Origin of the sequence: Amycolatopsis methanolica 239 (assembly GCF_000739085.1) — a bacterium.
Taxonomy (GTDB): domain Bacteria; phylum Actinomycetota; class Actinomycetes; order Mycobacteriales; family Pseudonocardiaceae; genus Amycolatopsis_E; species Amycolatopsis_E methanolica.
In genome coordinates this window covers 2741386-2763396 of sequence record NZ_CP009110.1, presented here as the reverse complement: position 1 = coordinate 2763396, position 22011 = coordinate 2741386, and the positions used below count along the sequence as shown (strand labels likewise).

The 22011-nt window shown below is 71.8% G+C and carries 21 protein-coding genes and 4 pseudogenes; 10 read left to right on the top strand and 15 right to left on the bottom strand.

All coding sequences use genetic code 11. The features are described 5' to 3' along the window. Positions 1–18: 18 nt before the first annotated feature. The 5 genes and pseudogenes from AMETH_RS13285 to AMETH_RS42560 form a co-directional block, all read left to right on the top strand. Positions 19–1320, top strand: coding sequence for an amino acid deaminase (locus tag AMETH_RS13285; protein WP_017981975.1), 1302 nt, complete (start codon positions 19–21; stop codon positions 1318–1320). A 9-nt stretch (positions 1321–1329) separates the two neighbouring features. Continuing rightward, a complete protein-coding gene (locus AMETH_RS13280; RefSeq protein ID WP_017981974.1) occupies positions 1330–2910 on the top strand; it encodes an N-acyl-D-amino-acid deacylase family protein in 1581 nt (526 codons plus the stop codon). Beyond that, on the top strand, positions 2907–4289 hold the full coding sequence (locus tag AMETH_RS13275; RefSeq protein WP_017981973.1) for a GntP family permease: 1383 nt from the start codon (positions 2907–2909) through the stop codon (positions 4287–4289). Before AMETH_RS13280 ends, AMETH_RS13275 begins: the two co-directional genes overlap by 4 nt. A gap of 10 nt (positions 4290–4299) precedes the next feature. Continuing rightward, positions 4300–4986, top strand: coding sequence for a lactonase family protein (locus AMETH_RS13270; RefSeq protein WP_017981972.1), 687 nt, complete (start codon positions 4300–4302; stop codon positions 4984–4986). Positions 4987–5048: 62 nt separating this feature from the next. Next, positions 5049–5372, top strand: a pseudogene (locus tag AMETH_RS42560) (family 20 glycosylhydrolase); the annotation flags it as partial. Between the two features lie 226 nt (positions 5373–5598). On the opposite strand, the gene AMETH_RS13265 reads toward AMETH_RS42560, so the two are convergent. The 3 genes from AMETH_RS13265 to AMETH_RS13255 are packed head-to-tail and all read right to left on the bottom strand — an operon-like array spanning position 5599 to position 8377. Next, positions 5599–6081, bottom strand: coding sequence for a YbjQ family protein (locus tag AMETH_RS13265; protein WP_038532998.1), 483 nt, complete (start codon positions 6079–6081; stop codon positions 5599–5601). Between the two features lie 20 nt (positions 6082–6101). Next, positions 6102–6773, bottom strand: a complete 672-nt coding sequence (locus AMETH_RS13260) for a response regulator (RefSeq protein ID WP_017981970.1) — start codon at positions 6771–6773, stop codon at positions 6102–6104. Further along, positions 6770–8377 carry an ATP-binding protein gene (locus AMETH_RS13255; RefSeq protein ID WP_017981969.1) on the bottom strand — a complete coding sequence of 536 codons (1608 nt, stop codon included), beginning with the start codon at positions 8375–8377 and terminating at the stop codon, positions 6770–6772. Before AMETH_RS13255 ends, AMETH_RS13260 begins: the two co-directional genes overlap by 4 nt. 202 nt (positions 8378–8579) lie before the next feature. Between AMETH_RS13255 and AMETH_RS13250 the strand changes: the two genes are divergently transcribed. Together AMETH_RS13250 and AMETH_RS13245 are read left to right on the top strand one after the other, a co-directional pair. Further along, on the top strand, positions 8580–9890 hold the full coding sequence (locus AMETH_RS13250; RefSeq protein WP_017981968.1) for a C4-dicarboxylate transporter DctA: 1311 nt from the start codon (positions 8580–8582) through the stop codon (positions 9888–9890). Then, positions 9890–10816 carry a CE1 family esterase gene (locus AMETH_RS13245; RefSeq protein ID WP_017981967.1) on the top strand — a complete coding sequence of 309 codons (927 nt, stop codon included), beginning with the start codon at positions 9890–9892 and terminating at the stop codon, positions 10814–10816. The genes AMETH_RS13250 and AMETH_RS13245 overlap by 1 nt, the downstream gene beginning before the upstream one ends. Here the strand turns inward: AMETH_RS13245 and AMETH_RS13240 are convergent. Both AMETH_RS13240 and AMETH_RS42555 read right to left on the bottom strand, forming a co-directional pair. Next, positions 10794–11249, bottom strand: a complete 456-nt coding sequence (locus AMETH_RS13240) for an SRPBCC family protein (RefSeq protein ID WP_017981966.1) — start codon at positions 11247–11249, stop codon at positions 10794–10796. The two genes, AMETH_RS13245 and AMETH_RS13240, sit on opposite strands and share 23 nt — an antisense overlap. 21 nt (positions 11250–11270) lie before the next feature. Beyond that, positions 11271–11471 (bottom strand): COG4315 family predicted lipoprotein, encoded by a 201-nt coding sequence (locus tag AMETH_RS42555; protein ID WP_081617699.1) that lies wholly within the window; start codon positions 11469–11471, stop codon positions 11271–11273. Between the two features lie 53 nt (positions 11472–11524). Between AMETH_RS42555 and AMETH_RS13235 the strand changes: the two genes are divergently transcribed. Next, the gene (locus tag AMETH_RS13235) at positions 11525–12418 is read left to right on the top strand and encodes an IS982 family transposase (RefSeq protein WP_017983093.1); all 894 of its coding nucleotides are present in this window, start codon (positions 11525–11527) and stop codon (positions 12416–12418) included. 12 nt (positions 12419–12430) lie between these two features. On the opposite strand, the gene AMETH_RS13230 is transcribed toward AMETH_RS13235, so the two are convergent. From AMETH_RS13230 to AMETH_RS13220, 3 genes are all read right to left on the bottom strand, one after another. Then, positions 12431–12712 carry a hypothetical protein gene (locus AMETH_RS13230; RefSeq protein ID WP_017981963.1) on the bottom strand — a complete coding sequence of 94 codons (282 nt, stop codon included), beginning with the start codon at positions 12710–12712 and terminating at the stop codon, positions 12431–12433. Positions 12713–13186: 474 nt separating this feature from the next. After that, positions 13187–16042: an excinuclease ABC subunit UvrA gene (gene uvrA, locus AMETH_RS13225; protein ID WP_017981962.1), complete on the bottom strand. Its 2856-nt coding sequence runs from the start codon at positions 16040–16042 to the stop codon at positions 13187–13189. 54 nt (positions 16043–16096) lie between these two features. Continuing rightward, a complete protein-coding gene (locus AMETH_RS13220; RefSeq protein ID WP_017981961.1) occupies positions 16097–17356 on the bottom strand; it encodes an acyltransferase family protein in 1260 nt (419 codons plus the stop codon). Positions 17357–17471: 115 nt separating this feature from the next. On the opposite strand from AMETH_RS13220, the gene AMETH_RS13215 reads away from it, so the two are divergent. Both AMETH_RS13215 and AMETH_RS37940 read left to right on the top strand, forming a co-directional pair. Next, positions 17472–18149, top strand: a complete 678-nt coding sequence (locus AMETH_RS13215; RefSeq protein WP_017981960.1) for an MBL fold metallo-hydrolase — start codon at positions 17472–17474, stop codon at positions 18147–18149. Positions 18150–18229: 80 nt separating this feature from the next. Continuing rightward, a complete protein-coding gene (locus AMETH_RS37940; RefSeq protein WP_020486694.1) occupies positions 18230–18547 on the top strand; it encodes a hypothetical protein in 318 nt (105 codons plus the stop codon). Here AMETH_RS37940 and AMETH_RS13205 read toward each other — a convergent pair. The 7 genes and pseudogenes from AMETH_RS13205 to AMETH_RS42055 all read right to left on the bottom strand — a co-directional run bounded on the left by AMETH_RS13205 (position 18541) and on the right by AMETH_RS42055 (position 21923). Continuing rightward, positions 18541–19020, bottom strand: coding sequence for a flavin reductase family protein (locus AMETH_RS13205; RefSeq protein ID WP_017981958.1), 480 nt, complete (start codon positions 19018–19020; stop codon positions 18541–18543). The two genes, AMETH_RS37940 and AMETH_RS13205, sit on opposite strands and share 7 nt — an antisense overlap. Continuing rightward, positions 19017–19325: an EthD family reductase gene (locus AMETH_RS13200; protein ID WP_017981957.1), complete on the bottom strand. Its 309-nt coding sequence runs from the start codon at positions 19323–19325 to the stop codon at positions 19017–19019. Before AMETH_RS13200 ends, AMETH_RS13205 begins: the two co-directional genes overlap by 4 nt. Further along, positions 19313–19744 carry a hypothetical protein gene (locus AMETH_RS40085; RefSeq protein ID WP_017981956.1) on the bottom strand — a complete coding sequence of 144 codons (432 nt, stop codon included), beginning with the start codon at positions 19742–19744 and terminating at the stop codon, positions 19313–19315. Before AMETH_RS40085 ends, AMETH_RS13200 begins: the two co-directional genes overlap by 13 nt. Positions 19745–19901: 157 nt before the next feature. Further along, positions 19902–20204, bottom strand: a pseudogene (locus AMETH_RS40080) (styrene monooxygenase/indole monooxygenase family protein); the annotation flags it as partial. A gap of 262 nt (positions 20205–20466) precedes the next feature. Continuing rightward, positions 20467–21053 (bottom strand): annotated as a pseudogene (locus AMETH_RS42550) (aldehyde dehydrogenase family protein). A gap of 67 nt (positions 21054–21120) precedes the next feature. After that, positions 21121–21468 (bottom strand): annotated as a pseudogene (locus AMETH_RS42545) (aldehyde dehydrogenase family protein); the annotation flags it as partial. Next, complete coding sequence (locus tag AMETH_RS42055; RefSeq protein WP_323806950.1) at positions 21432–21923, bottom strand: aldehyde dehydrogenase family protein; 492 nt, start codon at positions 21921–21923, stop codon at positions 21432–21434. The gene AMETH_RS42055 and the pseudogene AMETH_RS42545, both read right to left, overlap by 37 nt. Positions 21924–22011: the final 88 nt, after the last annotated feature.

Below are 22011 nucleotides of genomic sequence, written 5' to 3'. Positions count from 1 at the left end.
ACACGCAACGGAGTTCGAATGGCTTCCTCCGACTGCACCCTCGACCCGGCCGCGCTGGCGGCGATCGCGGGCGAACGGCTCGACTGGCGGTTCAAATCCCTCCCCGCCGACCTCTGGGGGCTCACCCTCGCCGAGGCCGCCGCGCGCCGGCCCGGCCTGTTCAGCGGCGGTTTCGTCGGGCCGGTGGTGGTGCTGGAGGCGGACGCGATGGAGCACAACCTGCGGACCATGGCGGAGTGGTGCGCCCAGGCCGGCGTCCGGCTCGCGCCGCACGGCAAGACCACGATGGCGCCGCAGCTGTTCGCGCGGCAGGCGGAGCACGGCGCGTGGGGCCTCACCGCCGCCAACGCGAGCCAGCTGCGGATCTACCGCGCCTTCGGCGTGTCCCGGGTCCTGCTGGCCAACCAGCTCGTCGACCCCGCCGCGCTGCGCTGGCTCGGCGCGGAACTGGACGCGCACCCGGAGTTCGAGTTCAGCTGCTGGGTCGACTCGGTCGCGTCGGTCGACCTGATGACCGAGGCGCTGCGCGGGAGGCGCCGCCAGGTCGACGTGCTGGTCGAGCTGGGCGGCGACGACGGGCGCACCGGTGCGCGGGACCTGGACACGGCGCTGGCGATCGCCGAAGCCGCGCACGCGAGCCCGGCCCTGCGGCTGGCAGGCACCGGCGGCTACGAGGGCGCGCTGGCCCACGACCCGGGTCCGGAGTCGCGGCGAACGGTCGACACCTACCTCGGGCGCCTGCGCGAGCTCACCGTCGCGATCGGCCGGCGCGGCCTGTTCGCCGGGCTGGACCAGGTGATCGTCACGGCAGGCGGCAGCGCCTACTTCGACCAGGTCGCCGCCGCGCTCACCGGGGACTGGGACGGCCTGCCGGTGGTGCCGGTCCTGCGCAGCGGCGCGTACCTGACCCACGACGACGGCTTCTACCGCGGCATCTCCCCGCTCGGCGAGCAGCCGCGCATCGACGGGACCCCGCAGTTGCGCTCCGCGCTGCGCGCCTGGGCCCAGGTCACCTCGCGTCCGACGGACGACCTCGCCCTGCTGACCCTGGGCAAGCGGGACGCCTCCTTCGACGAGGGCCTGCCCAAGCCGCAGTGGCACCGGCGTCCCGGCGAACCGGCGGCGAAGCTGGCCGGCCACACCGTCACCGCGCTCAACGACCAGCACGCCTTCGTCGCGCTGCCACCGGATTCGCCGCTGCGGGTCGGCGACTGGGTCGGGCTCGGCCTGTCCCACCCGTGCACCGTGTTCGACAAGTGGCAGCTGCTGCCGGTGGTCGACGGCGACACCGTCGTCGACTTCGTCCGCACCTACTTCTAGGAGTCCACAATGGACCTCGTTCTGCGTGGCGCGCGGATCGCCGACGGCACCGGCGCCACCCTGTTCCGGGCCGACGTCGGCGTCGATAGCGGCCGGATCGCGGACATCGGCCCAGGCCTGACGGGCACGCGGGTGATCGACGCGGACGGGCTGGTGCTCGCGCCCGGTTTCGTCGACATGCACTCGCACTCCGACCTGCAGCTGCTCGCCGCGCCGGACCACCTCGCGAAGGTGTCCCAGGGCGTGACCACCGAGGTGCTCGGCCAGGACGGGCTGTCCTACGCCCCGGTCGACGACGCCACGCTGGCCGCGCTGCGCGAGCAGCTCGCCGGCTGGAACGACGACCCGCCCGGGTTCGACTGGAACTGGCGCTCGGTCGGCGAGTACCTGGACCGGCTCGACCGCGGCGTCGCCGTCAACGCGGCCTACCTGGTGCCGCAGGGCACCGTCCGGATGCTGGCCGTCGGGTTCGACGACCGGCCGGCCACAGAGTCCGAACTGGACCGGATGCGCGAGCTGATCGCGACGGGCCTGGACGAGGGCGCGGTCGGCATGTCCTCGGGCCTGACCTACACCCCGGGCATGTACGCCAGTGACGACGAACTGGTCGCGCTGTGCGAGGTGGTCGGCGCGCGCGGCGGCTACTACAGCCCGCACCACCGCAGCTACGGCAAGGGCGCGCTGGAGGCGTTCGCGGAGATGGTCGAGGTGTGCCGCCGCGCGAAGTGCCCGCTGCACCTGGCGCATGCCACCATGAACTTCTCCGTCAACAAGGGCCGGGCGCCGGATCTGCTGCGGCTGCTGGACGCCGCGCTCGACGACGGCGTCGACATCACCCTCGACACCTACCCGTACCTGCCCGGCGCGACCTACCTGTCCGCGCTGCTACCGAGCTGGGCGGCCGAGGGCGGGATCGACGCGACACTCGCGCGGCTCGCCGATCCGGAGACGCGGGAGCGAATCCGCGCCGAGATCGAGGAAACCGGTTCCGACGGCGCGCACGGCGTGCCGATCGACTGGGAGTGCATCGAGATCAACGGCGTGCGCAAGGCCGAGAACGCCCACCTGGTCGGGCTTTCGGTCGCCGAGTCCGCCCGCCGCGCCGGGGTGCCCGCCGCGCGGCTGTACTTCGAGGTGCTGGTCTCCGAACGGCTCGGCACCTCGTGCCTGATGCACGTCGGGCACGAGGAGAACGTGCAGGCGATCATGCGGCACCGCACGCACACCGGCGGCAGCGACGGCCTGCTGGTCGGCGACCGGCCGCACCCGCGGGCCTGGGGCACCTTCCCCCGCTACCTCGCCCGGTACGTGCGGGAACTCCGCGTGCTCGACCTCGCCGACTGCGTCGCGCACCTGACCGGGCGGGCCGCGCGACGGCTGCGGCTGACCGACCGCGGGCTGGTGAAGCCGGGGTACGCCGCCGACCTGGTGCTGTTCGACCCGGACACCGTGGCCGACACGGCCACCTTCGGCGCCCCGCGGCAGCAGGCCGCGGGCATCCCCTACGTCTTCGTCAACGGCGTCGCGGCCATCGACGACGGCAGGCCCACCGGCGCGCTCGCCGGCCGTTCCCTCAGGAGGTCCGCTTGATCGACTGGCTGCAGCACTCCACCGGGGGGCTGCTCACGCTCGCGGCGGTGTCGATCGCCGTCCTGCTGGTCATGATCATCCGGTTCAAGACCGAACCGTTCATCGCCCTGATCATCGTCGGGCTGCTCACCGCGCTGGCGGCCGGGCTGCCGGTCGGCACGATCGTCGGCACCGCGCAGAAGACGTCGGACTCGTTGCTGGAAAAGGGTTTCGGCGGGATCCTCGGCCACATCGCCGCGATCATCGGGCTCGGCACGCTGCTCGGCGCGATCCTGGAGAAGTCCGGCGGGGCGCGGGTGCTCACCGGCGCGCTGCTGCGGGCCTTCGGCGAGAAGCGCGCGCCGCTGGCGATGGGCCTGGCCGGCCTGATCTTCGGGGTCCCGGTGTTCTTCGACATCGGTATCTTCGTGCTGGCGCCGCTGGTGTACGTCGCCGCACGCCAGGGCGGCCGGTCGCTGCTGCTGTACTGCCTGCCGCTGCTGGCCGGGCTGTCCATGACGCACGCGTTCATCCCGCCGCACCCGGGCCCGGTGGCCGCGGCCGGGCTGCTGCACGTCGACCTCGGCTGGATCATCCTGATGGGCGCGGTGTGCGGCCTGCCCGCGTGGTTCCTCGCCGGCGTGGTGTTCCCGTCGTGGATCGGCAAGCGGATGAACATCGAGGTGCCCACCGAGATGATCGTCGACGACGACGGCGAGGACGAATCCGGGCCGTCACTGGGGCTGGTGTCGGCCATCATCGCGGTGCCGCTGGTGCTGATCCTGGCCGGCACGTTCGGCAGCATCTGGCTGCCGAAGAACTCCGCGGCCGCGGGGGTGGCGGCGTTCGTCGGCACGCCGGCGGTGGCGCTCACGATCGCCGTGCTGCTCGCGTCCTGGCTGCTGGGCACGCGCCGCGGGATGACCGGCAAGGAGCTGTCCGCGCTGTCGGCCGCCGCGCTGCGCCCGGTGGCGATGCTGCTGCTGGTGGTGGGCGCGGGCGCGTTCTTCGGCGCGGTGCTGTCGGCGACCGGGATCGGCAAGGCGGTGGCCGACTCGCTGCAGGCCGGTGGCCTGCCGGTGATCGCGGCCGCCTACGTGATCAGCTGCGGGCTGCGGCTCGCGCAGGGTTCGGCGACGGTCGCGATCGTGACCACCGGCGGCATCATCGCGCCGAGCCTGGCCGATGCCGGGTACTCGCAGGCGCAGCTGGCGCTGATCGTGGTCGCGATCGCCGCCGGGTCGATCATCGCCTCGCACGTCAACGACGGCGGGTTCTGGATCGTGTCGCGGTACTTCGGGCTGACCGTCGGGGAAACGCTCAAGACCTGGACCGTCCTGGAGACCATCCTGTCCGTGTCGGGGTTCGCGATGTCCGCGATCCTGATGGCGATCGTGTAGGAGGAGTGCCGTGCCGGACCTCCGCCGCCGCACGGTTCTCGGCGCCACCGGCCTGCTGGCGGTTCCGGCGCCTGTCCCCTCGTCGCCGCCGCGCCTGGCGTTCGTGGGCGGTTACGCCGCCGGCCTGGACATAGCGCTGGCCGGCCATGCGGGCCTGCGGCGCGGGTTCACCGTGCCGGGTGTGCCCGCCGCGTCGTGGTTGGCGTTGTCGGCCGACCGGAAGTTGCTGTACGCGACCAACGAGACCGAGGAGGGCACGGTCACCGCGGTCGACGTGCGGGATCCGCTGAAGCCGGCGGTGCTCGGCAGCCGTTCGACGCTGGGGGCCGGTCCGACGCACCTGTCGGTGGCCGGGCGGCACCTGCTGACGGCGAACTACACGTCGGGATCGCTGGTGGTGCACCCGATCCGGCGCGACGGCGCGCTCGACGAGACCACGGACCTGGTGCGGCACACGGGCGCGCAACCGCACGCGCACCAGGTCCTGCCCGATCCGTCCGGCCGGTGGGTGCTGGCCGTGGACCTGGGCACGGACTCGGTGTACGTCTACCGGCTGGACGCGGGGAAACTGGTCGCCCACCAGCAGGTCACGCTGCCTGGGGCGTCAGCACCGACCTGCTGGACGCGTCGGAGTCCACAGTGGAGCTCTTCCGCGCGGTGTTCGACGAGGTGCTCGACATCTCCCCGTCCGAGGTGATCGGCGTCGGCGGCGACGAGGCGCCGGGCGCCACACCCGAGCACGGCAAGTTCACCGCGCGGATGATCGAGCACCTGCACGCGCGCGGGCGGCGGGCGCACGCCTGGGACGAGGTGCTGGACACCGGGACCGCCCTGCCCGCCGGCACCGTGATCGGCGCGTGGCGCGACGAAACCCAGGCGGCGCGGGCGATCGAAGCCGGGTGCCAGGTCGTCGCGTGCCCGGAGCAGGCGGTGTACCTCGACCACCGGCAGGCCGACGGCGACGACGAGCCCGTCCCCGTCGGGTTCGTGCGCACCCTGGCCGACGTCCACCGCTGGGAGCCGCCGCCCGGGGTGCTCGGGGCGCAGGCGCAGGTCTGGACCGAGCACCTGGACTCGGTGCGGCGGGTCGACTACGGGACGTTCCCGCGGTTGTGCGCCTTCGCCGAGGTCGTGTGGAGCCCCGCCCGGCCGCGACCACGCGGAGTTCCACAGGCGACTGGCCGAGCATCACCTGCCGCGGCTGGACGCCCTCGGCGTGGAGTACCGGCCACTCGACGGGCCGCGCCCGTGGCAGCGGCGGCCGGGCGTGCCGGGCCGGCCGCGATGACGGCCGGGCCGGCGCCCGGGGTCACTGCTGCGGCGCGAAGCCCTGCTGGAACTGACCCTGTCCCTGCTGACCCTGCGCCTGCTGACCCTGTGCCTGCGGCTGCTGCTGGTACTGCTGCTGCGCGGCCTGCTGCGCGTTCGGGTCCGTGCCGTCGGGCACCACGTACACCGCCGTGCCGTAGGCGGCGATCTCGCTCGCGGTCTGGGCGATCTCGTTGCAGTCGAAGCGCATGCTCAGCACCGCATTCGCCCCGAAGGCCATCGCCTCCTGGCAGAGCCGCCCCAGCGCCTCGTACCGCGAATCGGACAGCAGCTTCGACAGGCCCTTCAGCTCGCCGCCCGCCATCGCCTTGAAGCCGGCGCCGAGGTTGGAGAACATGTTCCGGCTGCGCACCGTCAGCCCGAACACCTCGCCGTACACCCGCACGACCCGGTAGCCGGGCAAATCATTCATAGTGGACAGCAGGATCGGGAACCGGGGCTGCTGCTGGTAAGGCTGGCTCATGCCGCGGATCGTAGCGTCCTTCACTTCACAGCCCGGTACCAAACCTCCGGCCGCCCGACCTGTCCGTATCGCGGCTCTCGTCGGGCGAGTCCGTTGTCCGCCAGGTATTCCAGGTACCGCCGCGCGGTCACCCTGGACACCCCGGTCGCGGTGGCGGCCGCGCCCGCGGACAGCCCGTCCGGTTCGTCCCGCAGCGCCGAGACCACCGCGTCCAGGGTCTGCCCGCTCATCCCCTTGGGCAGGGCCGTCGCCACCGGCGAGCGCAGCGCCGCGAACGCCCGGTCCACCTCGGACTGTCCGACCTCGCCCGCTTCACCGAAACTTTCCCGGAACTTCGCGTACCGGTCGAGCTTGTCCCGCAGCAAGGCGAAGGTGAACGGCTTGATGAGGTACTGCACGATCCCCACCGACACCGCGGCCTTCACCACCGCCAGGTCCCGCGCCGAGGTCACCGCGATGACGTCCACCAGGTTGCCGGCCGCCCGCAACGCCCGGCACACCGCGAGACCGTGCGTGTCGGGCAGGTAGAAGTCGAGCAGCACCAGGTCGGCGGTGTCGCGCTCGAAGAACCGCAGCGCCTCCGCGCCGGAGTGGACGACCGCGGCGACGGTGAACCCGGCGACCCGTTCCACGTAGGTCCGGTGCGCTTCGGCGGCCACCGGGTCGTCCTCGACCACGAGCACCCGGATCACCGCGGCACCTCCTGCCGCACCGGCAGCCGCACGGTGAACACCGCGCCCTCCCCGGATGCCACGTCCACCCGTCCGCCGTTGCGCCGCACCACCTGCCCGACCAGCGCCAGGCCGAGCCCGTGACCGTCCGGTTTGGTCGTCCAGCCGCGCTCGAACACGCGCCGCCGCGCCTCGTCCGGCACGCCCCGGCCATTGTCGGCGACCCGCAACAGCAGCTCCTCCCCCTCGATCTTCGCGGTCACCGTGACCCGCGGCCGCTCCGGTCGCTCGCCCGCGGCCTCGATGGCCGCGTCGATCGCGTTGTCGATCAGGTTGCCCAGCACGGTGATCAGGTCACGCGGCTCGATGCCGGTGTCGGTGTCCTCGATGGCGGTGTCGTCGGTCAGCACCAGTTCGGCGCCACGCTCGCTGGCCTCGGCGGTCTTGCCGAGCAGCAGCGCGGCCAGCACCGGTTCGGACACCGCGCCGACCACCTGGTCGGTGAGCCGCTGCGCGATCTCCAGCTCCGCAGTGGCGAACTCGATCGCCTCCTGCGTGCGGCCCATCTCCACCAGGGACACCACCGTGTGCAGGCGGTTGGCCGCCTCGTGCGCCTGCGACCGCAGCGACTCGGCGAGCCCGCGCGCGGTGGTCAGCTCGCCGGTGAGCAGCTGCAGGTCGGTGTGGTCGCGCAGGGTGACGACGGTGCCGTGGTCCTTCGCGCGGGCGCGGGACCGCACCGGCGCAGTGCTCACCACCAGCACCCGCACGTCGGTCAGGTGGATCTCGTCGCGCCGGGGCTCCTGGCCGCGCAGCGCCCCGACCAGGCTCGGCGGCAGACCCAGCTCGGTGACCGCCCTGCCGGTCGGGTCGGCGCCGAGCCCGAGCAGGTCGCGGGCGGCGTCGTTGCACAGCACCACCCGCTCGTCCGCGCCGACCAGCACGAGCCCCTCGCGCACCGCGTGCAGGGTCGCCTCGTAGTAGGCGAAGATGCTGCTCAGCTCGGCCGGGGCGAGACCGCGGGTCTGCCGCCGCAGCCTGCTGCTGACCAGGTAGCTGCCCGCGACACCCACCACCAGGGCGGCCCCGGCCACCGCGGCGAGCGTCCAGATCCGCTGCGCCAGGGCGGCCGAGATGGCGTCGACCTTGATGCCCGCCGACACCAGCGCGACCACGCGCCGCTCCGGGTCGAACACCGGCACCACCGCGCGCATCGACGGACCGAGCGTGCCCGTGTAGGTCTCGGTGTAGACGCGGCCCTGCCGGGCGACGTCGATCGTGCCGAGGAACCGCTGCCCGATCAGCTCCGGGTTCGGGTGGGTGTAGCGGATGCCGCCGGGGTCCATGATCGTGATGAAGTCGACCCCGGTGTCGCGCCGCACCTGCTCGGCGAAGGGTTGCAGTTCGGTGCTCGGTGCGGGCAGTCTCAAGGCGGAGAGCACCGTCGGCGAGTCGGCGAGGGTGCTCGCGATGGCGACCACCTTGTCCTGCGCCCGGGCGTCCACCGCGCGGGCGGCGTCGAAGTAGGCCAGCAGCGCCCCCACCGCGACCAGCACTGCCACTCCCGCCACCTGCAGCAGGAGCAGCTGCCGCGCGAGGCTCCAGCGCCTGCTCGTGATCCGCACCCCGCCATCCCAGCACACCCGCCGGGCCACCCGTCCGGGGACGCCGGTCGCGCCGCGAACTCTATGAACACAACGGTGACGGCGGTCATACCCGTGGCCGATAGTTCCACGCGAACTGCGCCGGACTGGGCGCGGCACGTCCCCACAGGAGGCAACGTTGCCTACGGCACCACCGGCTGGCGCGAAGCCGCGCCGCGACCGGATGCACTACCTCTACCTCGCGGTCATCGCCGCGGTCGTCCTCGGTGTCGCGGTCGGGATCCTGTTCCCCGACTTCGGCAAGAGCCTGGCCTGGCTCGGCACCGGCTTCGTGAACCTGATCAAGATGATGATCTCCCCCATCATCTTCTGCACGATCGTGCTCGGCATCGGGTCGGTCGCCAAGGCCGCGAAGGTCGGCAAGGTCGGCCTGATGGCCATCGGCTACTTCCTGGTGATGTCCACGTTCGCGCTGGCCATCGGCCTGATCGTGGGCAACCTGCTGCACCCGGGCAGCGGCCTGCACCTGGACCCGTCGTCGATCGCGAAGGCGCAGGAACAGGCCAGCAAGGGCAGCGAGGGCACGACCGACTTCGTGCTCGGCATCATCCCGACCTCGCTGGTGTCGTCGTTCACCGAGGGTTCGGTGCTGCAGACGCTACTGGTCGCGCTGCTCGCCGGCTTCGCGCTGCAGAAGATGGGTGAGGCGGGCAAGCCGATCCTGCGCGGCATCGAGCACATCCAGAAGCTCGTGTTCCGCATCCTGTCGATGATCATGTGGGCCGCGCCGGTGGGTGCGTTCGGCGCGATCGCTGCGGTGGTGGGCGCGACCGGGTGGAACGCGCTGAAGAGCCTCGCGGTGGTGATGATCGGGTTCTACGTCACGTGCGCGTTGTTCGTGGCGATCGTGCTCGGCGCGATCCTGTGGCTGGGCGCGCGGATCAACATCTTCAGCCTGCTGCGCTACCTCGCCCGCGAGTTCATCCTGATCGTGTCGACGTCGTCGTCGGAGTCGGCGCTGCCGCGGCTGATCGCGAAGATGGAGCACCTGGGCGTGTCCAAGCCGGTCGTCGGCATCACGGTGCCGACCGGGTACTCGTTCAACCTGGACGGCACCGCGATCTACCTGACGATGGCGACGCTGTTCATCGCCACCGCGCAGGGCAGCCCGCTGTCCGTGGGCGAGCAGATCTCCCTGCTGGTGTTCATGATCATCGCGTCGAAGGGCGCGGCCGGCGTGAGCGGCGCGGGCCTGGCGACCCTGGCGGGCGGGCTGCAGTCGCACCGGCCGGACCTGGTCGGCGGCGTCGGGTTCATCCTCGGCATCGACCGGTTCATGTCGGAGGCGCGCGCGGTAACCAACTTCGCGGGCAACGCCGTGGCGACGGTCGTCATCGGGTCCTGGACCAAGGAGTTCGACCGGTCGCGGGCCCAGCGGGTGCTGTCCGGGCAGGACCCGTTCAACGAGACCACGCTGGTGGACGACCACCCGGCGGCCGAGCCGGAGCGGGAGCCGGTGAAGGCCGGCGTCTGATGCGCGCCCGGCGGCTGGTGATCGCGGTGGCGGCCGCGATCACCGGCACCCTCCTGGCCGCTCCGGCCGCCACCGCGTCGGGGATCGTCGATTTCCCCGTGCCGTCCGCCGGCTGCGGCCACCCCGCACCCGTGCCGGCGGGACAGAGCGTGACCCGCACCGTCACCTCGGGCGGGCTCACGCGCAGCTACCTGCTGCACGTTCCGGCGGACTACCGGCCCGACCGGCCGGATCCGCTGGTCCTGTCCTTCCACGGCCACGGCCGCACCGCCGAGTACCAGGAGGAGCTGTCCGGCTTCTCCGGCCGGTCGGTGATCGCGGTCTACCCGCAGGGTCTGACCGGGACCGACGGGGAGAGCGCGTGGACGGGCGCGCCGTACTCGGCCGCCGCGGACGACGTGCTGTTCACCAGCGACCTGCTGAACCAGGTGCAGCGCGAACTGTGCGTCGACCCGCGGCGCGTGTTCGCGGCGGGCAAGTCCAACGGCGGCGGGTTCACCGGGGTGCTGGCCTGCCGGCTTAGCGGGCGGATCGCGGCGTTCGCGCCGGTGTCCGGGGCGTTCTACCCGCAGGGCGGCGAGTGCCACCCGTCGCGGCCGGCGCCGGTGCTGGACTTCCACGGCACCGCGGACGCGACCATCCCCTACGCCGGCGATCCGGCGCGCGGGTTGCCGTCCATTCCGGACTGGCTGGCGGGCTGGGCGTCGCTTGACGGTTGTGCCGCGGAGCCCGTGGTGCGTGATCTCGGGGACGGGGTGCGGGTCGAGCGGTGGCGGTCCTGTGACGCGGACGTCGTGCACTACCGGGTCGAGGGCCTGGGCCACGACTGGCCGAGCACCGCCCCCAACCCGGATTCGGACGTCCCGTCGGTGATCGACGCGACGCCGGTGATCCTCCGGTTCTTCAGCGCGCACCCGCTGCGCTGAGGTGGTGCTGGAGTCCGCGCCTGCCACGCCGCATCATCAGGGCGTGGTTGGCGCGGAACACCGGCCGCGCCAGCGGGGAGAGGGTGCGCAACAGCGGTTTCGTGGCGAGGACCCGCTGGGTGATCTCCAGCCGGGTGCCGCCAGGCCTGCCGAGGACGACCGCCGCGAGTGAGCCTTCGAGGTCGCCGGTCAGGTGGACGCGCAGGCGGCCGCGGTCCGGATCCTGCTCGGCGCGGCGCATGCGGATGACGAGCACGTACGGCAGCGCGGCGCGGCAGACGAGCTGGGCGGTGTCGTCGTCGAGGCGGGTGACCTCACGCACGTCCGGCCACCAGAGCGGATACCCGGCGACGTCGGTGACCGCGTCGAACACGGTGCGCACGGGCGCGGAGAGCAGCCAGGTGTCCCGGAAGTGGTAGTCGTTGACCCGCATGGCACCGAGTATCCGCCGAGATCAATAACCGGACGCGCCGTCGGCGGGGGTGCCGGTCACCTTCACCCCGGACGGGGCGATCACGAACCAGGTGCCGTCGACGCCCTGGCCGTTGACCTGGCCGGGTGCGGTGTCGTTGACGTAACGGTACAGCGGCCAGCCGCCGAGCGTGAGCTGCCGGACGCCGTCCGGGCGGACGAGAACCCCGGCTAGACGAGTAATGCGTAAGTCGGGGTGATGCCCGGAGTGAGGTGAAGGGTGTCCAAGATCAGTTTGTGACGACCGACCTGAACACCCTTCTCACCGCACTCTACGTCAAGATCGACGACCATCTCGCGGGCAGGCGGCGGATGGGCAGACCGCCGAAGCTGACCGACGCTGAGCTGGTCACGCTGGCCGTCGCCCAGGCGTTGCTGGGGTTCACCTCCGAGGCCCGCTGGCTGCGGTTCCTGCCCGCCCGGATGCCCGGCGCGTTCCGCTACCTGCCCGGCCAGTCCGGCTACAACCGTCGCCTGCGCGCTGCGCTGCCACTGATCAAGCACGTGATGCGCTGGCTGGCGGCCGATACCGACCTGTGGACCGACACCACCTGGATCGTCGACTCCACCCCGGTGGAGTGCGGCCGGTCCCGACCGACGGTCAAGCGCTCAGAGCTGGCCGGCTGGGCCAAGTACGGCTTCTGCCGCTCACACTCCCGCTGGTTCTGGGGACTGCGGCTGCATCTGGTCTGCACCCCTGCCGGACTCCCGGTGGCCTGGGCGCTGGCGGACCCGAAGATCGACGAGCGGCAGGTACTCATGGCGATCTGCGACCACGAACCCCACCTGCTCACCGACCGCCCCGGCCTGCTGATCATCGCCGACAAGGGCTACGTCTCCCGCGAACTCGACCACTACCTCACCGAGCGCGGGGTCCGGCTGATCCGACCGTCCTACCGCAACCGCCGGCCCCATCCCGGCGAGCCGCTGCTCAAGTCCATCCGCCAGCTCATCGAGTCAGTCAACGACACCCTCAAAGGCCAACTCGACCTCGAACAGCACGGCGGACGCACCATCGAAGGCGTCGGAACCCGCGTCGCCCAACGCCTCCTGGCCCTCACCGCCGCCATCTGGCACAACCGCGCCACCGGCCAACCCATCACCCGATCACTGACCGCCTACGACCACTAACCGAGATACGCATTACTCGTCTAGCCCGCCGTCGATCCCGTCGGTGGTGGGCCCGGCGGCACCGGCCGCTGCCGGCGGCCACAGGGTCGCGCAGGGGCCGGCGCAGTTGGTCGCCGGTGGAGACGCGCTGTCCAGGTCGAAGCGGTAGAGCGTGCGGCCCTGGCTGTCGGCGACGACGTCCCCGAGCCCGCTGACGAAGGCGACGCGCAGGTCGGCGGGCGCGTGCTCCGGCGCGGACGGGCCGCACGCGGACACGAACGCCGCCACGATCACGGCGATGAGCAGGCGGGTCATCGGGCACCTCCCGCGGTGCGAGCCCGGCACGGCGACCGGGGCACCCCATGACACGAGAGGGCGCGCTTCACGGTTCACCGCTCCGGCACGCTCGGTCGGCGCGGGAACCCGACGGGTCCGGAGCGCCAACCGGCGGGCGCCCGAGGCGCGATGCCGAGCCAGGTCGCCGCACTCGCCCGAAGGCTGCCCGCGAGCACGCGGCGCAGTGACACGGCCGCGGCGGCCTGGTCCGCCAGCGCCACCCGAGGGCCTGCTCCGCCAGCGCACGCCCGAACTTTCGGTGGCGGGTGGTGATCGTCGCGGAGGCGACGATCCGCTCGGAGGGCTCGCCAGGCACCTCGCCCACCTCGCGTGGGAGCGCGGCGGAGAGGCCGGGCCGCCCTGGTTCGGAGGCCGGTGCGCCACCCGCACCGCACTGTCCGGACGCGGCCGGGAACGCGCCGCGCGGCTCGCCGGCCGCGCGGTGCGCCAGGGTCAGTTCAGCAGTTCCTGCAGGAACTTGCCCGTGTAGCTGCCCTCGACCGTGGCCACGTGCTCGGGCGTGCCCTCGGCGACGACGGTGCCTCCGCCGGAGCCGCCTTCCGGGCCCAGGTCGATGACCCAGTCGGAAGTCTTGATCACGTCGAGGTTGTGCTCGATCACGATCACGCTGTTGCCCTTGTCCACCAGGCCGTTGATGACGCCGAGCAGCTTGCGGATGTCCTCGAAGTGCAGGCCGGTGGTCGGCTCGTCGAGGATGTACACCGTCTTGCCGGTCGAGCGCTTCTGCAGCTCGGACGCGAGCTTCACGCGCTGCGCCTCGCCGCCGGACAGCGTCGGCGCGGGCTGGCCCAGCCGGACGTAGCCGAGGCCCACGTCGACCAGCGTCTGCAGGTGCCGGTGGATCGCCTTGATCGGCTCGAAGAACTCGGCGGCCTCCTCGATCGGCATGTCGAGGACGTCGGAGACCGTCTTGCCCTTGTAGTGCACCTCGAGCGTCTCGCGGTTGTACCGGGCGCCCTTGCAGACCTCGCACGGCACGTACACGTCGGGCAGGAAGTTCATCTCGATCTTGATCGTGCCGTCGCCCGCGCACGCCTCGCAGCGTCCGCCCTTGACGTTGAACGAGAACCGGCCCGGCTGGTAGCCGCGCACCTTCGCCTCGGTGGTGGCCGCGAACAGCTTGCGCACGTGGTCCCACACACCCGTGTACGTCGCCGGGTTGGACCGCGGCGTGCGTCCGATCGGCGACTGGTCGACGCGCACCAGCTTGTCCACGTGGTCCAGTCCCCGCACGCGGGTGTGCCGTCCCGGCACCTGGCGGGCGCCGTTGAGCTTGTTCGCCAGCACCGTCGCGAGGATGTCGTTGACCAGCGTCGACTTGCCCGACCCGGACACGCCGGTGACCGACACCAGGCAGCCCAGCGGGAACGACACGTCCACGCCGCGCAGGTTGTGCTCCCGCGCGCCGACCACGGTCAGCTGCCGCTTCTTGTTCGCCGGCCGCCGGATCGCCGGCACCGGGATGACCTCCTGCCCGGACAGGTACTGGCCGGTCAGCGACTTCTTGTTCTTCAGCAGCTTCGCGAACGGTCCGCTGTGGACGATGTGCCCGCCGTGCTCGCCCGCGCCCGGGCCGATGTCGACCACCCAGTCGCTGGCGCGGATCGTGTCCTCGTCGTGCTCGACGACGATCAGCGTGTTGCCCAGGTCGCGCAGCCTCGTCAGCGTGTCAATCAGGCGGCGGTTGTCGCGCTGGTGCAGGCCGATCGACGGCTCGTCCAGCACGTACAGCACGCCCACCAGGCCGGACCCGATCTGGGTGGCGAGCCGGATGCGCTGGGCCTCACCACCGGACAGCGTGGCCGACGCCCGGTCCAGCGACAGGTAGTTGAGGCCGACGTCGAGCAGGAAGCGCAGCCGCGCCTGGATCTCCTTCAGCACCGCGCCGGCGATCATCGCCTCGCGCTGCCCCAGCTTGAGGCCGTCGAGGAACTCCGAGGCCTCCTCGATGGACAGGGCGCACACCTCGGCGATGGACCGCTCGCCGCGCTCGGCGTGCTCCAGGGTGACCGCGAGGATCTCCGGCTTGAGCCTGCTGCCCTGGCACGCCGGGCACGGCACCTCGCGCATGTAGCCCTCGTACCGCTCGCGCATGTACTCGGACTCGGTCTGGTCCAGCCGCCGCTCCAGGAACGGGATGACGCCCTCGAAGCTCGCGTAGTAGCTGCGCTGGCGGCCGTAGCGGTTGCGGTAGCGGACGTGGACCTGCTCGTCGACGCCGTGCAGGACCGCCTTCTGCGCCTTCGCGGGCAGCTTGCGCCACGGCGTGTCCATGCGGAAGCCGATGGTCTCCGACAGCGACTCCAGCAGCCGCTGGAAGTACTCGGCGCTCTGCCCGCCCGACCACGGCGCGATCGCGCCGTCGGCCAGCGACAGCTCGTCGTCGGGCACCACCAGCTCCGGGTCGACCTCCTTGCGGATGCCGATGCCGGTGCACTCCGGGCACGCGCCGTAGGGCGAGTTGAACGAGAACGAGCGCGGCTCGAGGTCCTCAATGGCCAGCGGGTGGCCGTTCGGGCAGGCGAGGTTCTCGGAGAACCCGCGGATGCGGTGCGGGTCGCCCTCCGGCAGGTCGACGAACTCCAGCTCGACCAGGCCGTCCGCCAGGCGCAGCGCGGTCTCGACCGAGTCGGTCAGCCGCTGCTTCGCCGAGGACTTGACCGTCAGCCGGTCGACCACGACGCCGATGTGGTGCTTCTCCTGCTTCTTCAGCTTCGGCGGGTCGGTGAGCTGGTACACCTGCCCGTCGATGCGCGCCCGCGAGTAGCCCTGCTGCTGGAGGTTGCTGAACAGGTCGAGGTACTCGCCCTTGCGGCCGCGCACGACCGGCGCGAGCACCTGGAACCGGGTGCCCTGCTCCATGGCCAGCACCTGGTCGACGATCTGCTGCGGGGTCTGCTTGCTGATCGGCTCCCCGCACTGCGGGCAGTGCGGCTTGCCCGCGCGCGCGTAGAGGAGCCGGAGGTAGTCGTAGACCTCGGTGATGGTGCCCACGGTGGAGCGCGGGTTGCGCGAGGTGGACTTCTGGTCGATCGACACCGCGGGCGACAGGCCCTCGATGAAGTCGACGTCCGGCTTGTCCATCTGCCCCAGGAACTGCCGGGCGTAGGCCGACAGCGACTCCACGTACCGCCGCTGCCCCTCGGCGAAGATCGTGTCGAAGGCCAGGCTCGACTTGCCCGACCCGGACAGGCCGGTGAACACGATCAGGCTGTCCCGGGGCAGGTCGAGGTCGACGCCGCGGAGGTTGTGCTCGCGCGCACCGCGAACAACGAGGCGATCAGCCACGGATGAGGTCCCTTCCCTGGAATGTGACGGCCGGATCAGCCAGCCGCATCCATGCTAGGACGACCCACCGACAGAAACCGGAGCCGGACCGGTCGGCTCGTCGCGGACGAGGTCGTCCGGAGCCCTCCGGGGCGGCGGCGCGGTGGCGCCGCGCGGCGTGGTCAGCCAGCGGTGGGCCGGCCGTTCGACGAACTTCGTGAGCAGCCATCCGGCGCCGATCGCCGCCCCCAGCACGAGCGGCAGCCGCCCCCAGCCCGGCAGTCCCGCGAGTTGCAGCGCCTTGGCGAGGATGTAACCCAGCTCCTGGTGCAACAGGTACACGCCGTAGGAAATTCCGGCGAACCAGCCGATGACCGGCGCCAGCGGCCACAGGAACGTCCAGTCCGGGCCCTTCGCCGCGGCGCACACCAGGACGAGCACGAGCGCGAACCCGATGATGGAGGGCAGCCGCGACGGGTCCGTGGGCAACGCCACGTGGAACGGGTAGAGGTGCAGGTCCTGCGCGGCGACGACGGCGGCGAGCAGCAGCGCCAGGTGCGGCGTGGACAACCGGTCGCGCGACCAGAGCCACACCGCGACGCCGGCGGCGAACGCGTGCAGCCGGTGCAGCCCGAACCCGAAGACGACGGCGAACGCCCACGGCGAGGTGTTCGTGACGCCGAACACCCAGAACCGGAGGACGAGCGGGACGACGACCATCGCCCAGGCGAGCAGCTTCGCGTGCCGCGCCGCGTGCGGCGAGCGGAACCAGGGGGTGCGCGACCACAGCAGCGCGGCGCCGGCGAAGACCATCAGCTGGACGGGCAGCGTCCAGTAGGAGCCGTCGAGCCAGATGAACCCCTGGTGCCAGCCCTGGATCATGGTCAGGTTGACGAGGAGGTCCCAGCCGACCGGCACGTACCAGGAGCTCGCCCACGCGAGGCCGTCGGTGGTGGGGCCGAACAGCTTGTCCCACCAGTGGCTGCCGAACTCCTGGCCGTTGAAGGAGGCGTCCGCCCAGCGCATCACGAAGTAGGTCAGCAGCACCGCGACCAGGTACGGCGGGACGAGCCGGGCGGCCTTCTTCCACATCCACCGCCCGCTGTCGCCGCGCCGGACGGTCTGGCAGACGAAGAACGCGGAGACGACCATCAGGATCGCGGCGCCGAACTGGGCGGTGACCTTGACCGGGTAGTCGTCCAGCTCGGTGTGGGCCAGCGGGCCCTGGTGGGTGATGTGACCGAGCACCACGGACAGGACCGCCAGGACGCGGACGGCGTCCCAGCTGATGCGGCGGGTGCTGGTGCGGGGGTTTTCGGGGAGGAAGCTCGGCACGTCTCGGGGCGTCTCGCAAGATCGGGTTCGGGGACGCACCGGAGCCTACGTTACCGATCCGAGACCAACCTGAACGGGTGGAACACGATGTGGCGCGGCGACTACGGTTGGCAGCGTGAACGTCGTAGAGGACTACACCGGCCACGTGGAGCCGGGCGGGGACGCGGCCCGGCGGGTGCTGGACCGGCTGGCCATCACCAAGCTGTCGGTCGGCCCCATGGACAACAATGCTTACCTGCTGGTTTGCCGCCGGCAGAACGAGGCGCTGCTGATCGACGCCGCGGCGGACCCGGAGCGGATCTCGGACCTCATCGGTCACGGGCCGGACCGTCCCGCGCTGCGCACGATCGTGACGACCCACCAGCACGCCGACCACTGGCAGGCGCTGGGCGCGGTGGCGGGCGCGTACGGAGCGAACACGGCGGCTCACCCGTTGGACGCTTCGGTGCTGCCGGTCCCCCCGGACTTCCTGGTCGAGGACGGCGACACCCTCACGGTGGGTGACTGCGCACTCGAGGTGATTCACCTGAGGGGGCACACTCCGGGCTCGATCGCGTTGTTGTACCGCGACGCGGACGGCAGCACGCACCTCTTCACGGGCGATTCGCTGTTCCCCGGCGGCGTCGGGAAGACGAACTCGCCGGAGGACTTCCAGTCCCTGCTGGGCGACGTGGAGACGCGGGTGTTCGGCCGGCTGCCGGACGAGACGTGGTTCTACCCGGGCCACGGCGACGACTCGACGCTCGGCGCGGAGCGGCCGAAGCTGGCGGAGTGGCGCGAGCGGGGCTGGTGATCACCGGTGGTGGAGGTCGCTCCTGGACGGAAACGATCTCCACCATCCCCTCCAGCCCAGCGAAATCACCGGGATCGCGGGTGCAGAGCGGCAGCCCGCGAACCGACGCGATGGCGGCGATCATGAGATCGAGCCTGCGGGGACTCCGCGGCGGTGCCGACCTGCTCCGACCGCACCGCGCGATCGGACGGGTTCCGCGCCATCGCGACACCCTGGTGCAACTCGGCCAAGATGATCGCGGTGAGCTCCGGGAAGTCGGGCAGGCCGCTCGAATCGAGCTCGGCCGGATCGAGTTCCGCCAGATCGAGGTACACACACGTGTCGAGGACACCCGCCTGGTGCCGCTACCGGATGTCGCCAGGTGTAGCACCTGGCGCTACACCTGGCTCGATCAGTAGAAGAACACGTCCTCCGTCAGGCCGGCGTGCAGCGTGCGGCAGGAGCCGGTGTAGAAGAGCAGCGGTGCGCCGTCCCGGTAGGCCAGGTGCTCGACCTCCCCGAGGTACAGCGTGTGGTCCCCGGCCGGGTGCCGGTCCACGATCCGGCAGCCGATGAACGCCAGACCGCCGGGGACGAAGTCGTACGCGCCCGCCGACGCGAACTCCACGGACAGCGACGGGCGCCCGCCGAAGTGGCGGGACACCTCCTCCTGCTCCGCGGACAGCACGGTCACCGCGTACCGGTCGCCCGCCTCGAGGTGCCGCGCCATCGTGCACGCGCCGAGCGACACCAGGATCAGCGGCGGGTTCAGCGACACCGGCAGGAACCCGTTCGCGGTCATGCCGTGCACGTGCCCCTCGGCGGTCCTCGTCGTGATCACCGTGACCCCGGTGGCGAACCGGCGCGGGTCGGTCGCCACGCCCGCGGTCACGAGCCTTCGACGGGCGTGTAGTGCAGGATCTGCGCCCCGCCCGTCGCGTAGTTCGGCACGTCCCCGGCCACGGCCTGACCCTGCTCCGACGACATCGCCGCGGCCATCGCCTCCGCCGAGTCGAATTCGCCCTCCCAGATCGCGAAATACGGGCTCTCCCCGCCCATCGCGGCCACGTCGAAGCTGTACCGCATGGCCCGCAGGCCGAGCAGCTGCGCCGCGAGCGGCAGGTGCGTGATGACGTAGCACTGCTTGAAGTGCTCCGGGTCCGCCGGCGGCGGGTAAAACACGGTCAGCCGGTACATGTGGATGGCTCCCTTCCGCAGGCCTTCGCGTGGCGGGCCAGGAACTCGTTGGTGCGCTCGGCGGTGGCGAGGATGCGCCACTGCCGGTCGGGGTAGTCGAAGTTGTTGGTGAACTCGTCGGCGATCGCCTTGTCCGCGTGCATCGCGCCGAACAGGCGCAGCAGGTGCTCCGGCGGCGGGCCGATCATCAGGTTGGTCCAGTTCGCCGCGCCCGGCAGGACGTCGGCGCGGCGCGCGGCCACGTCCTGGCAGAACAGCTCGTCGAACCCGTAGTGCTCCAGGATCGCCTGCCCGGTCACCCACGCGGAGTGCGACGCCGAGTTCGCGCCCTGCCCGACGACCGGGTCGACCACGGTGTGCACGTCGCCGATCGCCAGCGCGAACTTGCCGTTCGGCAGCTTCGCGTAGTCCTGCCGCACGGTCGGGGTCAGCGCGCCCTGCAGGATGTCCAGCGGGCCGGTCAGCGCGAAGCTCGCCGGGTCGACGCGTTCGAACGTCTGAACAGCAGCGCGGTGGTGAACCCGTCCTTGCCGTACATGGGATTTCCAGCAGTTCGCCGTGGCCGGGCGAGGCGCTGATGGTGACGCCCTTCGGCTCGGAGTACGTGATGCCGTGGTAGAGGCCGACGGAGAGGACCCGCTGCGGCCCGTCGTACGGGCTCAGCTCCGGGCGGCGCGGGAACAACGCGGCGAACGCGCCCCGTCCGGCCGCGACGACGAGCAGGTCGTGCCGGTCGGCGATCGGCTCGATGTCCTCGGCCTGCAGCGTCCGAACCTCCAGCCGCCCGCCGCGCTCCTCGAACGCCTCGGTGAGCTTGGGCAGGTAGAGGCGGTAGTCGATGGCGCTGGACCATTCGGCGAAGTCGCCGCGCCAGGACATCGGCTCCGGCCCGCGGACGTAGTGGTGGTGGCAGGAGTAGCCGTACTCCTGCCACCGGCCAGAAGTCGATGCCCAGCTCGCGTTCGCGCTTCAGCGTCGGCGCGTGGTGGGCGACGCTGTTGAGCAGCGCCTGCCAGCTGGGCCGCGGTCTTGTCGGTGTAGATCGTCACCGGGACGTCGTGCTTGCGCAGCAGCAGTCCCAGTTGCAGGCCGGCGATCCCGGCGCCGATGATGCCGATGTCCGGCATGGTCGCTCCTTTCCTCACAGGTGGGTCCAGACGCCCTTGATCTCGGTGTACAGCTCGATGGCGTGCCTGCCCATCTCGCGGCCCCACCCGCTGGACTTGAACCCGCCCCCCTGCGCCGCGGCGTCGACCGGGTCGGGCATGGTGATGAAGACGGTGCCGGCGCGGATGGCGTCGGCGAGGCGGTGCGCGGCGCTGACGTCGCGGGTCCACACCGACGCGGCGAGGCCGCATTCGGTGTCGTTGGCGCGGTGCACGACCTCGTCGGTGTCGTCGAACGGCAGCACCGCCAGTACCGGGCCGAAGATCTCGTCGCGGGCGACGGCCATCTCGTCGGTGACCCCGGTGAGGACGGTCGACGGTAGAAGTAGCCGTCGCTGCCGGTGGTTTCGCCGCCGGTGGCGATGCGGGCGCCCTCGGCCGCGGCCTTGCGCACGGCAGTGTCCACAGCGGACAGGTGTTCGGCCGAGACGAGCGGGCCCAGCTGGGTCGTGGGGTCCAGGCCCGGACCGATGACCATCTTCTCGACGGCCCGCGCGAGCCGCTCGCCGAACTCGCCGACCAGGGAGCTGTGCGCGTAGAACCGCGTGTAGGCCGCGCACACCTGGCCGGGAGTTCAGCAGCGCGCCCTGCAGGCAGCCCTGCACCGCGGCGGGCAGGTCGGCGTCGGGCAGGACGACGGCGGGCGCCTTGCCGCCCAGTTCCAGCGACACCCGCTTGAGGTTGCCCGCGCTGCCGCGGACGATCTCGCGGCCGACGTCGGTGGAGCCGGTGAACGACACCTTGTCCACGTCCGGGTGGTCCACCAGGGCGCGGCCGGTCTCCGGGCCGCCGGTGAGGACGTTGAGCACGCCGGCCGGGACACCGGCGTCGACCATCAGCCGCGCGAGGCGCAGCGTGGTGAGCGGGGTCTGCTCGGCGGGCTTGACGATGACGGTGTTGCCGCACGCGAGCGCCGGGGCGAGCTTCCAGGACGCGATCATCAGCGGGAAGTTCCACGGCGTGATGAGCGCGCACACGCCGACCGGCTCGCGGCGGGTGTACTGGAGGACGTCCGGGACCGACACCGGCGAGGTCTCGCCCTAGATCTTGGTGCCCCAGCCCGCGTAGTAGCGGAAGTGCTCGGCGGCCGCGGCGACCGACACGTTCCGCGCGATGCCGATCGGCTGCCCTGGTCGCGCGTCTCCAGCGCGGCCGGCTCGTCGGTGTGCTCGTCGATCAGGTCGCCGACGCGCCACAGGATGCGCGCGCGGGCGGCGGGGCTGAGGCGGCGCCACGGTTCGAACGCGGCGCGGGCGGCGGCGACGGCACTGTCCACATCGGCCTGCCGCGCGTCGGCGGCCGTGCCGATGGGCCGCGCCGTGGCCGAGTCGACGGTCTCGAAGACGCCTCCGCCGGTGGCGGCGACGCCGGTGCCCTGCTCGGCGAACAGCTTCTGCAGGTACCGGGTGGAGATGGGCAGCGCGGCGGCCACCGAATCCGGGCACAGGTCCGGATCGGACAGATGCGTGTCGATGTAGGACTGGGCCTACAGGACGAGCGAAACCGGCGCGGCACCCGCC

Coding starts and splice junctions, on each gene's coding strand:
- AMETH_RS13250 (WP_017981968.1), top strand. CDS start 8,580: ATGCACTACCTCTACCTCGCGGTCATCGCCGCGGTCGTCCTCGGTGTC.
- AMETH_RS13265 (WP_038532998.1), bottom strand. CDS start 6,081: ATGAGCCAGCCTTACCAGCAGCAGCCCCGGTTCCCGATCCTGCTGTCC.
- AMETH_RS13280 (WP_017981974.1), top strand. CDS start 1,330: ATGGACCTCGTTCTGCGTGGCGCGCGGATCGCCGACGGCACCGGCGCC.
- AMETH_RS13285 (WP_017981975.1), top strand. CDS start 19: ATGGCTTCCTCCGACTGCACCCTCGACCCGGCCGCGCTGGCGGCGATC.
- AMETH_RS13200 (WP_017981957.1), bottom strand. CDS start 19,325: ATGTACCGGCTGACCGTGTTTTACCCGCCGCCGGCGGACCCGGAGCAC.
- AMETH_RS13240 (WP_017981966.1), bottom strand. CDS start 11,249: ATGCGGGTCAACGACTACCACTTCCGGGACACCTGGCTGCTCTCCGCG.
- AMETH_RS13230 (WP_017981963.1), bottom strand. CDS start 12,712: ATGACCCGCCTGCTCATCGCCGTGATCGTGGCGGCGTTCGTGTCCGCG.
- AMETH_RS13245 (WP_017981967.1), top strand. CDS start 9,890: ATGCGCGCCCGGCGGCTGGTGATCGCGGTGGCGGCCGCGATCACCGGC.